12 protein-coding genes are annotated in these 11774 nt (G+C 70.2%); 8 read left to right on the forward strand and 4 right to left on the reverse strand.

Annotated features, from left to right (window positions below):
• Nucleotides 1–63: 63 nt before the first annotated feature.
• The 4 genes from AB0J40_RS05465 to AB0J40_RS05480 all read left to right on the forward strand — a co-directional run bounded on the left by AB0J40_RS05465 (nt 64) and on the right by AB0J40_RS05480 (nt 2995).
• Nucleotides 64–636, forward strand: coding sequence for a SigE family RNA polymerase sigma factor (locus AB0J40_RS05465; protein WP_163046624.1), 573 nt, complete (start codon nt 64–66; stop codon nt 634–636).
• Between the two features lie 91 nt (nt 637–727).
• Nucleotides 728–1879, forward strand: coding sequence for an N-acetylglucosamine-6-phosphate deacetylase (gene nagA, locus AB0J40_RS05470; RefSeq protein WP_364448701.1), 1152 nt, complete (start codon nt 728–730; stop codon nt 1877–1879).
• Nucleotides 1880–1903: 24 nt separating this feature from the next.
• Complete coding sequence (locus tag AB0J40_RS05475) at nt 1904–2242, forward strand: hypothetical protein (RefSeq protein ID WP_364447977.1); 339 nt, start codon at nt 1904–1906, stop codon at nt 2240–2242.
• A 45-nt stretch (nt 2243–2287) separates the two neighbouring features.
• Nucleotides 2288–2995 (forward strand): VTT domain-containing protein, encoded by a 708-nt coding sequence (locus tag AB0J40_RS05480; RefSeq protein WP_364447979.1) that lies wholly within the window; start codon nt 2288–2290, stop codon nt 2993–2995.
• Nucleotides 2996–3390: 395 nt separating this feature from the next.
• Here AB0J40_RS05480 and AB0J40_RS05485 read toward each other — a convergent pair whose 3' ends face one another.
• Both AB0J40_RS05485 and AB0J40_RS05490 read right to left on the reverse strand, forming a co-directional pair.
• Nucleotides 3391–4782 (reverse strand): FAD-linked oxidase C-terminal domain-containing protein, encoded by a 1392-nt coding sequence (locus tag AB0J40_RS05485; RefSeq protein WP_364447982.1) that lies wholly within the window; start codon nt 4780–4782, stop codon nt 3391–3393.
• 57 nt (nt 4783–4839) lie between these two features.
• Entirely contained in the window at nt 4840–5265 is a 426-nt protein-coding gene (locus tag AB0J40_RS05490) for a PPOX class F420-dependent oxidoreductase (protein ID WP_364447985.1), read from the reverse strand.
• A gap of 185 nt (nt 5266–5450) precedes the next feature.
• On the opposite strand from AB0J40_RS05490, the gene AB0J40_RS05495 reads away from it, so the two are divergent.
• The 4 genes from AB0J40_RS05495 to AB0J40_RS05510 all read left to right on the forward strand — a co-directional run bounded on the left by AB0J40_RS05495 (nt 5451) and on the right by AB0J40_RS05510 (nt 10177).
• On the forward strand, nt 5451–5981 hold the full coding sequence (locus AB0J40_RS05495; protein ID WP_364447987.1) for a MarR family transcriptional regulator: 531 nt from the start codon (nt 5451–5453) through the stop codon (nt 5979–5981).
• The gene (locus AB0J40_RS05500; protein WP_364447990.1) at nt 5978–8560 is read left to right on the forward strand and encodes an MFS transporter; all 2583 of its coding nucleotides are present in this window, start codon (nt 5978–5980) and stop codon (nt 8558–8560) included. The genes AB0J40_RS05495 and AB0J40_RS05500 overlap by 4 nt, the downstream gene beginning before the upstream one ends.
• Nucleotides 8557–9378: a YceI family protein gene (locus AB0J40_RS05505; RefSeq protein WP_364447993.1), complete on the forward strand. Its 822-nt coding sequence runs from the start codon at nt 8557–8559 to the stop codon at nt 9376–9378. The genes AB0J40_RS05500 and AB0J40_RS05505 overlap by 4 nt, the downstream gene beginning before the upstream one ends.
• A gap of 130 nt (nt 9379–9508) precedes the next feature.
• Nucleotides 9509–10177: a DedA family protein gene (locus AB0J40_RS05510; protein WP_364447995.1), complete on the forward strand. Its 669-nt coding sequence runs from the start codon at nt 9509–9511 to the stop codon at nt 10175–10177.
• Nucleotide 10178: 1 nt separating this feature from the next.
• On the opposite strand, the gene AB0J40_RS05515 is transcribed toward AB0J40_RS05510, so the two are convergent.
• Together AB0J40_RS05515 and AB0J40_RS05520 are read right to left on the reverse strand one after the other, a co-directional pair.
• Nucleotides 10179–10589 carry a VOC family protein gene (locus tag AB0J40_RS05515; RefSeq protein ID WP_364447998.1) on the reverse strand — a complete coding sequence of 137 codons (411 nt, stop codon included), beginning with the start codon at nt 10587–10589 and terminating at the stop codon, nt 10179–10181.
• Nucleotides 10590–10740: 151 nt separating this feature from the next.
• The gene (locus AB0J40_RS05520) at nt 10741–11760 is read right to left on the reverse strand and encodes a 2OG-Fe(II) oxygenase family protein (protein WP_364448000.1); all 1020 of its coding nucleotides are present in this window, start codon (nt 11758–11760) and stop codon (nt 10741–10743) included.
• Nucleotides 11761–11774 lie beyond the last annotated feature (14 nt).

Raw genomic sequence — 11774 nt, forward strand, 5'->3', positions numbered from 1 at the left:
AATACCGTGAACCTGCTGACGCGACACACCGTGCAAACCGGGGTCGAGGACAGGCAGGGGTTCATGCTCGAGGGCAATGCGGAACGCAGTGTCGAGGCGACCCTCGGCCACCTGCGGGTCATGGACGGTCCGGCCCCGGCGCAGACGGCCGCGCCGCTGACCCTCGAAGACCTCTACCGCCAGCACCGCATGCGGCTGGTCCGGCTGGCGATTCTGCTGGTGGACGAGCCCGCGACGGCGGAAGACGTCGTCCAGGAGGCCTTCACCGGCCTACATCGCAACTGGGGGCGCCTGCGCGACGCCGCGGCCGCGGTCGGCTACCTGCGCACGGCCGTGGTCAACGGGTCGCGCAGCGTGCTGCGCCGCCGCAAGACCGCCCGCGAGTACGTGCCACCGCACGCGGTGAACGCACGCTCCGCGGAGAGCCTCGCGATGCTGTCCAGCGAGCACCAGGCCGTCGTGTCCGCGTTGTCCAAGCTGCCGCCCCGCCAGCGCGAAGTGCTGGTGCTGCGTTACTACGGTGGGCTGAGCGAGGCCGAAATCTCTGAGGCCGCAGGCATTTCCAAGGGTACCGTTAAGTCGACCGCCAGCCGGGCGCTCGAGGCACTCCAGAAGGCCATGCAGGCCCCACAGTGACCCGGGTGGACCATTCCGATCACTGAGTCGTATCACCATGCTTGGTCCAGACCAATATATGCTGGGGTGCGTGAGAGGCGCCGGAGATTTCGTGATCATGGGCGGCCGGGTCGCTGCCCCGGACCGTGTACTCGACGACGGCTGGGTAGCCGTCTCCGACGGGCGGATCGCCGGCGTGGGTTCCGGGACCCCGCCGTCGGGCGAGCACGTCGACGTCGGTGGGGCACTGGTCGTGCCCGGGTTCATCGACACCCACTGCCACGGCGGGGGAGGTGCTTCGTTCACCTCCCTCGATCCCGAGGAGCTCCTGACGGCGGTGCGAGCGCACCGCCGTCACGGCACCACGACCATGCTCGCCAGCCTGGTGTCCGACCCGGTGGACATCCTGCGTGACCAGGTCGCGGCGCTGCGTGAGCTCGTCCAGGACGGCGAGGTCGCGGGCATCCACCTGGAGGGGCCGTTCATCTCGAAGGCCCGCTGCGGGGCGCACGACCCGGAGACGCTCCTGGAGCCGGACACCGGCACGGTCGACAAGCTCCTGCGCGCCGGCCAGGGCGCGATCCGGATGGTCACCATCGCCCCGGAGCTGCACGGCGGCATCAAGGCCGTCCGGCAGCTGGCCGAGTCGGGCGTCATCGCCGCCATCGGGCACACCGACGGCGTCGAGGAGCAGCTGCTGCCCGCCATCGACGCGGGCGCGACGGTCGCGACCCACCTGTTCAACGGCATGCGGCCGCTGCACCACCGCGAACCGGGCCCGGTCGGGGCACTGCTCGATGACGAGCGCATCACGATCGAGCTCATCTGCGACCTGGTCCACCTGCACCCGACGGTGGTGCGGCTGGCCGCGAAGCACGCGGGCCGCAACCGCACGGTGCTGATCACGGACGCGATGTCGGCCACCGACGCCGCCGACGGCCGCTACACGCTGGGCCGGCTGGAGGTCGACGTCCACGACGGCGTCGCCACGCTGGCGGACAACGGCTCGCTGGCCGGCAGCACCCTGACGATGGACACCGCCTTCCGCAATCTGGTCCGGGGTGCGAAACTCGGCATCCTCGACGCGGTGCACGCGACGTCGCAACGGCCCGCCGAGCTGCTCGGCATCGCCGACCGCACCGGGATGCTGTGCCCCGGGTACGTGGCCGACATCGTCGTCCTGGACCAGGACCTGCGGCCCGCGAAGGTGCTGCGCCGGGGTGAGTGGGTCGCCGAGGTGGGTACGGCTACCTTGAGTACCTGATACGGACGAGCGAATTGGGCGGAGATGAGCGAGCCGAAGGACCCCGAGCAGTTGCTGGCGGACGCCCTTCGCGCGCAAGCCGTCTTCGCCCCTTCGGCGTCGCCGCGGGACAGCGAGACGGAGGCCGTCCCGACCAACGAGCTGCCGTCCGCGTACGGGCTCCTTTCGGGCGCCGGCGCGGACTCGCTGGAGCGCGAGCGGGCGGCGCTGGACCCGATCGCCGAGGCCCCGACGGCCTACGCCCCGCCGCCTCCGCCGCCGCCACGGCAGTCGGCGCAGCTGCCCGCGTACTGGATCCTGCTGCTGGCGGTGCTGCTGGGCCTCGCCGCGGGATCCGTGGTGGGCCTGCTGACGCTGGTCTGACCGGGTCTCAGTAACGACTCAGGGTGACCCTGTACCGTTTTTGGGGTGATTCTCGCCCAGAGCACGGTCAACACGATGTCGCTGCTGCCGTCATGGCTGGACCCGCAGCACCTGCTGAGCGGCCTGACGACGCCGGTCATCGCGGTGCTGTGCCTGATCATCTTCATCGAGAGCAGCGTCTTCCCGGTGCTGCCCGGTGACTCCCTGCTGTTCACGGCGGGCCTGTTCATCGCGAACGGGACGCTCGACGCGCCGTTGTGGCTGGTCTGCGTGCTGGTGACGGTCGCGGCGCTGCTCGGCAACGTGGTCGGCTACTACATCGGCTACTTCGTCGGGCCGAAGCTGTTCAACCGGCCGGATTCGAAGTTCTTCAAGAAGGAGTACGTCGACAAGACGCACGAGTTCCTGGAGAAGCACGGGCCGAAGGCGGTGGTGCTGGCCCGGTTCGTGCCGTTCGTCCGGACGTTCATCACGTGGATCGCGGGCATCGGCCGCATGGACCCGAAGCGCTACTTCACGTACACGGTGATCGGCGGCATCCTGTGGGCGGCGGGCATCACGGTGCTGGGGTCGCTGCTGGGCGGGGTGTCGTTCATCGCGAACAACGTCGACGCGATCTTCGTGCTGATCGTGCTGGTTTCGGTGGTGCCGATCGCGCTGGAGTACCTGAAGGCACGGCGCGAGAAGAAGACGGCGGTTCCGGCGGAGGCCGACGCCGAGGTCACGCAGCGGATTCCGCGGATCAAGGACTGAGGTCGCGCGGTTTCGGAGGGCCCCACCGGTCGGCGGTGGGGCCCTTTTTGTCAGACCCCCGCGGTAACGTGAAAACAGGGGTCCCCTGGGCGGGGACCCCTGCGGTCAGCTCAGACCGATGAGGGTCGCTCGGGCAGGACCCGGGCAGCTCATCCCATACCGACGCGGTCGCTCGGCCGAGCCAACGACCAAGCCGGCGCCGGCGGCCCGGCCGGGCGAGAAGCACCAAGCCTCTCGGCGGCGCTCGAGTGAGGCCCCTCACCCGACGGAAAGATCGCTCCCTTTCGGAGCCCGCGGGCGGGAACCCTGCGCGAGCTGCGCCGGCCGACGAGGACCGCTCGGTCTGGACCGGCAGCGCAGTTCGGGGCCCCCGGGCGGGGACCCCCGCGGTCAGCTCAGGTCATCGAGAACATCGACCCCGGGTTGAACAGGTTCCCCGGGTCCAGCGCCGCCTTGATCTGGCGGTGCACCCGCATCCCCACCGGGCCGATCTCCCGCTCCAGCCACTCCCGCTTGATCTTGCCGACCCCGTGCTCCCCGGTCACCGTCCCGCCCAGCGACAGCCCCACCTCGAGGATCTCGTCGAACGCGCGCCGCGCGCGGGCGAACTCGTCCGGGTCGTCCGGCTGGTAGACGATCGTCGGGTGCATGTTGCCGTCGCCCGCGTGGCCGACCACCGCGATCCGCAGCCCCACCTCGGAACTGATCTTCTCGCAGCCGCGGATCAGCTCCGCGATCCGCGTCCGCGGCACGCACACGTCGTCGGTCAGCCAAACCCCGTACGTCTCCAGCGCCGTCAGCACCACCCGGCGGGCCTGCAGCAGCATCCGCCCCTCTTCGAGGTCCTCGGTCGTGTACGCCAGGTCCGCGCCGCAGTCCACGCAGATCTGCTCCAGCGCCGCCAGCTCGCGGCGCGCGACCTCGCCACCCGCGTCGGACTGGCCCAGCAGCAGCGCCTGGCACTCCGATCCCGCGCCGAGGTCCGTCTTCAAGTACGTCTCGGACGCCTTGATCGACGACGCGTCCATGATCTCCAGCAGCGACGGCACGAGCCCCTCCCGCACGACCCGCGCCACGGCCTCGCCCGCGGCTTCGGTCGTCGAGAAGCCCGCCACCAGCGTCGCCGGGGCCTGGGGCAGCGGCTTGAGCTGGACCGTCGCCTGCGTGATCACGCCCAGCGTGCCCTCGCTGCCCACGAACAGCCGGGCCAGGTCGTAGCCCGCCACGCCCTTCACCGTCCGGCGCCCGGTCTTCAGCAGCGACCCGTCCGCCAGGACGACCTCCAAGCCCAGCACCGAGTCCGTCGTGACGCCGTACTTCACGCAGCACAGGCCGCCGGCGTTGGTCGACAGGTTGCCGCCGATCGTGCACCAGTCGTAGCTCGACGGGTCCGGCGGGTAGAACAGCCCGTGCTTCTCGACCGCGTTGCGGAAATCCAGGTTCACCACGCCCGGCTGGACGACCGCCAGCCGGTTGCCCGGGTCGATCTCGACGATCTCGTTCAGCTTGGTCAGTGACAGCGTCACGCAGCCGTCGACGGCGTTCGCCGCGCCGGACAGGCCGCTGCCCGCCCCGCGCGGCACGATCGGCACCCCCGCTTCGGCGCACGCCTTGACGACCGCCTGCACCTCCTCGACGTTCGCGGGCAGCACCACCGCCAGCGGCTGTCCCGAGGGTGCCAGCGGCATCATGTCGCGCGCGTAGGACGCGGTGACGTCGGTGTCGGTGAGCACCGCGCCCTTGCCGAGCAGGTCGCGCAGCCGGGTGACCAAAGCTTCGTTGCCCATGGCCTCATGGTAAGCCCGGGTAGTCCGCACTGCGGAACTTCTATTTCAAAACCGCCCCTACCGGACCAGTCCCAGCAGCTTCTCCACGTGCACCCGGAGCAGGACCCGCTGGTCGCTGACCATCGCGGCGCGGTACTCGTCCCAGTCGGGGTGCTCGCCGGCCGCGCGGCGGTAGTAGTCGACGAGCGCTTCGACCGTCTCGTCGTCCGGCGACGCCGCCGGCGCCGTCAGCGAGGCCTGCCCCTCCGCGACGACGTAGCTCCAGCCGTCCTCGCTGCCCACGTGGTAGGTCACCCGCGGGTCGCGGCGCATGTTCTTCGTCTTCGCCCGGGTCTCGGTGATCGACGCGGTGATCGTGTTCGTCTCGACGTCGTATAGGTGCGTGATCGTGGACAGCTGGGGCCGCCCGTCGCGGCGGATGGTGGCCAGCACGCCGTGGCGGTGCGCGGCGAGGAAGTCCTTCAGCGCTGTGTCGTCCGTCATAGCTGTACCAACCGGGTGCCGCCGCGTTTGTTCCGGGAGCCGCCGGGAAACTGCTTGCGTGTGACAACTAAAGTGGGTTCCGACACATCGACCCGGCTCCCGCTTGCATAACCGGTGGTGAAGGCACATCCTTGCCTGAGGCAACTAGTTGCAGCCGCCAACCAACGCCGTGAAGGACTCCACCCATGGCACCGAACAGCTCCGCCACCCGGCCCACCGCCGAACTGGACCTCGCCGACCAGCTCGGGCACGAGCTCGTGCGCTTGGTCCGCCTGATCAACAAGGCGAAGTCCCAGGTGTCGAAGCAGGGTCCCGACGGCATCGAGCGGGCGGCCTACGCGATCCTCTTCACCCTCATCCACGAGGGCCCGCAGCGCACCAGCCGGCTCGCCGAGTCGCTCCACTCCGAGATCTCGACGATCAGCAGGCAGTCGAGCTCGCTCGTCCAGCACGGCCTGGTCGAGCGCCAGGCCGATCCCGAGGACGGCCGGGCCTGCCTGCTCGCCCCGACCTCCGAGGGCATGCGGGTGTTCGAAGAGAACCGCAAGCAGCGCAACCAGTGGCTGGCCGAAGTGCTCGGGGACTGGACCGAAGGGGAGATCCAGACCCTGAACACGCTGTTCGGCCGGCTCAACACAGGTATCGAGAACCACTCTCCACAGCTGGCCGACGCGAGTGCGTCCGCCGCTGCACCGGCCAAGGGGGCCAACGCATGAGCACCACCACCGTCGAACAACAACCCGTGGCGAAGGAACCACCACGGCTGAGCCACCGCCAGATCGTCACGATCCTGAGCGGCCTGATGTGCGGCATGTTCCTCGCCGCGCTCGACCAGACGATCGTCGGCACGTCGATCGTCAAGATCGCCAACGACCTGCACGGGTTCGACCTGCAGGCGTGGGCGACCACGGCGTACCTGATCACCTCGACGATCGTCACGCCGATCTACGGCAAGCTGTCCGACATCTATGGCCGCAAGCCGTTCTACCTGGCCGCGATCACGATCTTCGTCGCCGGTTCGCTGGCCTCGACGTTCTCGCAGTCGATGTACGAGCTCGCCGCGTTCCGCGCGGTGCAGGGCCTCGGCGCCGGCGGCCTGATGTCGCTGGCCATGACCATCCTCGGCGACATCGTGCCGCCGCGTGAGCGGGCGAAGTACCAGGGCTACATCCTGGCCGTCTTCGGCCTCTCCACCGTGCTCGGCCCGGTACTGGGCGGGCTCTTCGCCGGCTTCGACACCCTCGCCGGCATCTCCGGCTGGCGCTGGGTCTTCCTGATCAACGTCCCGATCGGCGTCGTCGCGCTGTTCGTCGTGGCGAGGGTCCTGAACGTCCCGCACACCCCGCACAAGCACCGGATCGACTGGTGGGGCGCGCTGACGCTGGTCGTCGCGGTCGTGCCGTTCCTGGTCGTCGCCGAGCAGGGCCAGAAGTGGGGCTGGGGCGACCAGAAGGCCATCTGGTGCTACGTCATCGGCGGCGTCGGCGTGATCGCGTTCATCGTGGTCGAGAAGCTGATGAAGGACGCCGCGCTGATCCCGCTGCGGCTGTTCAAGAACTCGACGTTCACCGTGGCGATCATCGGCGGCATCATCGTCGGTGTCGCGATGTTCGGCGCGATCACGATGATCCCGCAGTTCATGCAGGTCGTGCAGGGCTACACGCCGACCGAGTCCGGGCTGCTGATGCTGCCGCTGATGGCGGGCATCATGACCAGCTCGATCGTGTCCGGCCGGCTCACCGGGAAGACCGGGCGCTACAAGATCTTCCCGATCATCGGCACCATCCTGATCGCCGGTGGCGCGTTCTTCTTCGCGCAGGTCAAGTACGACTCGCCGCTGTGGCACCCGCTGGTCGCGGCCGCCATCATCGGCCTCGGCCTCGGCCAGTGCATGCAGACGCTGATCATCGCGGTGCAGAACGCGGGCCCGCGCAGCGACATGGGCGTCTCGACCGCGTCGGCGACGTTCTTCCGCCAGATCGGTGGTACCGCCGGTGTCGCGATCTTCCTGACGGTCCTGTTCAACACCCTGCTGCCGAACATCACCAAGGCGTTCGGCGGCCGGCTCCCGGCCGGCGCCGGGGCGGGCATCGGCAACCTGTCGGAGAACACCAGCGGCATCCAGAACCTGCCCGAGGCGATCCGGACCCCGGTGCTGATCGGCTTCACCGAGTCGATCACGACGGTGTTCTACATCGCGGGCGGCGTGGCGCTGCTGGCCACCGTGGTGCTGCTGTTCATGAAGGAGATCCCGCTGACCAACGCGGCCCCGGCCGCGGCGGCCATGGAGGGCGGCGAGGCGCTGCTCGAGGAGGACAGCCTCGCGGACGCGCCGACCGAGATCGTCGAGCCGGTCAAGCCGGCCGACCGCGAGCCGGCCCTGGTCGGCGGCGGGAAGCACGCGCTGAGCACCAACGGCCACGGTGACTACCAGGCCGTTTCGGGTGCGTTGCCGATGCCGATCACGAACTCCGTCTCCGACGCCGAGGTCGGCACCTCGGTCGGCGCGGGTGGCGTGCCGGTGATCGGGCACGTGCGGCGGCAGGACGGCAGCCACGTCCCGGGTGCCGCACTGACCCTGATCGACCAGCGCGGCCGCCAGGTCGCGCGGGCCACCGGCGCCGCGGACGGCAGCTACTCGGTGCCCAGCCAGGGCCCGGGCGCGTACGTCCTCATCGTGTCGGCCCACGGCCACCAGCCCCAGGCCTCCAGCGTCGTGATCAGCAACGGGCCGGCGACGGTCGACGTCACGCTCACCGGGTCCGGCGAGCTGACCGGCACCGTGCGGGCGGCCGCCACCGGCTCCCCGCTGGCGAACGTCACGGTCACGCTGACCGACAGCCGCGGCGAGGTGAACGGCGCGTTCATCACGACCACGGACGGCACCTACGCCTTCGTCGGGGTCGGCGCCGGGGCCTACACCCTGGTCGCCAGCGGCCCGGGCTACCGGCCGGTCGCGGTGACGCTGACCGTGCCCGACAGCGGCGTGCTGCGCCACGACGTCGAGCTGTCCAGCTCGGTGCAGCTGACCGGCTTCGCGCGGACCGAGGGCGACCGGGTCGTCCCGGACGCGCGGATCACCGTGCTCGACGCCGAGGGCAACGTGGCGGCCGTGGCGCGGACCGACGCCGAAGGCCGGTACCTGGTCAGCGACCTGCCCGCGGGCGCGTACACCGTGGTCGCGAGCGGCTACCCGCCGGCGACCAGCCAGGTGGAGCTGACCGGCGGCGAGGCGGGCCACGACGTCCGGCTGAGCTACGACCAGGCCCTCGACGAGCTGGTCGACCGGTCATGACCGGCCTGCGCGCGACCTTCCGCACGGCCGAGGGCTGGGCGGTGGAGCACGCCGTGCTCACCGTGACCGACCCGGCCGGGCGGCAGGTCGCCCGGCAGGCGGCCGACGTCCGCGGGGAGGTCGTCACCGGCGCCCTCCCGGCGGGCACGTACACCGCGGTCGTCACGGCGGCGGGGTACACCCCGGTCGCCCGGATGGTGCAGATCGCTTCGGACGGCTCCGGTTCGCTCGGCGACGTCGTGCTGGCCCCGGTCGCCGAGGCGATCGAGCTGCCGCCCGCCGGGCCGTGGGTGATCGACCCGATGCACTCGTCGGTGGTCGCGACCGCCCGGCACCTGGGCATCGCGAGCATCAAGGCGCGGTTCCCGGACGTGTCCGGCCGGATCGAGATCGGCCGCCCGGCCGAGCGGTCGTCGGTGCACGCCGAGATCAAGGCGGCGACCATCGACACCGGCATCCGGATGCGCGACGACCACCTGCGCTCGGCGGACTTCCTCGACGTCGACGTCCACCCGGTGATCACGTTCACGAGCACCGGGCTGCACCAGCGCGGCGTCGACTCGTGGACGCTGGCGGGCGAGCTCACGCTGCACGGCGAGCGCCGCGAGATCGAGCTGGAGCTGACGTACGGCGGCTGGGGCCCGGACCCGTGGGGCGGCGTGCGCGCGGCGTTCCACGCCGAGACGACGCTGCACCGGAACGACTTCGCGATCAACTACAGCGCGATGGTCCGCGCCGGCGTCGCGGCGGTCGGGACGACCGTGAAGGTCGAGCTGGACATCGAAGCGGTGCAGGGCGAATCGCTGCCGCAGTTCTGAGCCTCGTGCCACGAAGGCCCTCTCACCGCTGGTGAGGGGGCCTTCACCGTTCGTAGCACCTGAATATCCCGGACAGCTCGATTCGACCGTTCGCCGTGGGGTGTTCACCTCGGCCACGTAGGCTTCCGGTGTGAACGTCGTGAGCATCGAGGCCGCGGGCGTCGGCGTGAGCTGGCTGGACACCGCCGGGCCGCTGCTCGTCTGGGTGATCGTGCTGAGCTTCGTGCTGGTCGAATGCGCGCTGATCATCGGGCTGTTCCTGCCCGGTGATTCGCTGCTGTTCGGGGCCGGCGTGGTGCTGGCCCAGCACGGTTCGGACGCGAACGCGTGGTTCCTGTCGGGGGCCGCGCTGATCGTCGCCGTGCTCGGCAACCAGATCGGCTACTACATCGGCCGCACGAGCGGGACGAAGCTGATCGCCCGCCGCGACGGCAAGGTGCTGAACCGGCAGGCCCTGGAACGCGCGCAGCGGTTCCTGGACCGCAAGGGGTTCTTCGCGATCGTGGCGGCCCGGTGGATCCCGTGGATCCGCACGCTGGCCCCGCTGATCGCGGGCGCGGCCCGGATGGACCCGCGCCGCTTCCTGGCGGCGACGGCGCTGGGCGGGCTCCTCTGGGTGCCGACGCTGGTGCTGCTCGGCTACTACGGCGCGGGGCTGCTGGACGCCCTGCCCTGGCTGAAGACGGCGGCGCTGTGGATCAGCATCGCGTTCTTCGTGGTGGGGACGGGCTACGGCGTGCTGCGCTACCGCCGGGAGATGCGCCACCCGGTCGACGAGCGCGACGACGCCCGCGCCTGAGTCACTCGGGATCGGCCCAGATCTCGAGCTGGATGCCGTCCGGGTCGCGGAACACGACCACCTTCGACCCCTCGAACGTCCGCGAAGGCGCGGCGGGCAGGTAGGACACCCCGAACTCGGCGAGGCGGCACTCCCACTCGGCCAGCTCGGCGGTCGACTGGACCCGGAAGGCGACGTGGTCGAGCCCGGTTCTGCGCTCGTCGAAGCCGCGTCTGCCGGTGTCCGCGTGCTGGACCAGCACCACGGAGAACTCGTCCCCCGCGGACCGGAGCACGACCTTGCGCAGCCCCGTGTCCGGCTCTTCGCGCCGGGTGACCTCCTCGAGGTCGAGGACGCGCACGTACCACGGCACGCTGCGGTCCACGTCGGTCACGGTGAGCGCGAGGTGGTGCACGGACATGAGTTTTGCCATGGCTTCCGAAGCCGTCCTTTCGCGTGGCGGCTCCCCAGAGTTGCACAGCGTTCCCCGGCCGAAACCGAGGTGACCAAGTCCGCGTCCGATCGTGATCTCGCCGTCTCCGGGCGTCCCAGCAGGCGGACAAAATCCACGGAAAGCGACACACCTATAACGATGGGTTACGGATACGATCCAGGACGGCGAGGCGTCCTTCGCGCTCGATGCGCCGGGTCGTCACCCGGTCCGGGTAACAGCGGGTGAACATGTTCGTGAAGTGCGTCCCGTAGTGGATGGCCTCCGCGCCACCCGCCAGCGGCCGCACGGTGGTGCCGAACGACGGCTCGTGGAAGTACGCCAGCGTGTACCGCTCCCGGGTGGCGAGGCGGACCTTGTGCGGTGTCGACAGGAGCCGGCCGCCGGTGAGGAACTGCAGGATGTCGCCGGGAAAAACGGTGAACACGCCCGGCTCGGGTTCGACGTAGTGCCACGGCTCGTCGTCCTGGTACATCCCGGCCGTGCTCTCCTCCGGCAGCCAGTTGCGGTTGCGGAGTTCGCCGGGAACCGGCGGCCGGACGAAGAGGCCGCCGACGTCGTCCTGCGCGGCGATCACGAGCAGTCCGTAGTCGGTGTGCGCGCCGATCCCGCGTTCGGTGGTCGCGGACCGGGCGGGGAACCGCAGCACGCGCATGTGGTGCCAGCCTTCGCGGGTGAGCCGGGTCAGCCGGTCGATCTCCACGCCCAGCCCGAGCGCGACGAGCTGCAGCAGCTTTTCGCCGATGTCCCCGACCTCGCGCAGGTGGGCCGTCATCGCGGTCCGGTAGTCCTCGTCCGGCCACGGCACCGGTCCGTGGCACGGCCAGCCGCCCGTGACGCGGGGGTCGGTGAGCGGGATGTCCGGGCAGACGGTGAAGATCTCGGAGAAGTCGGCTTCGCCGGCGGTCATCTCTTCACCCGAAGCTATGTACCCGCTGTAGGTCAGGTCGCTGACGAACTTGGTCTTCTCCGGCAGGGATCTCGCGAAGAACCGGCGGCTTTCGGCGATCGCTTCGCCGGTGATGCGGGCCTGCTCGGCCGTGGCGGCGACCTGGAATATCCCGTCGTCCTCCCAGGTCCGGACCAGTTGCCTGCCCAGTACTCGATCGGCTGTCGTCGCACCGACCGAAGCGGGCAGCTCGAACGTACGCATTGTTGTTCACCTTT

The sequence above is a fragment of the Amycolatopsis sp. NPDC049691 genome (assembly GCF_040675005.1).
In the GTDB taxonomy this organism is placed as follows: domain Bacteria; phylum Actinomycetota; class Actinomycetes; order Mycobacteriales; family Pseudonocardiaceae; genus Amycolatopsis.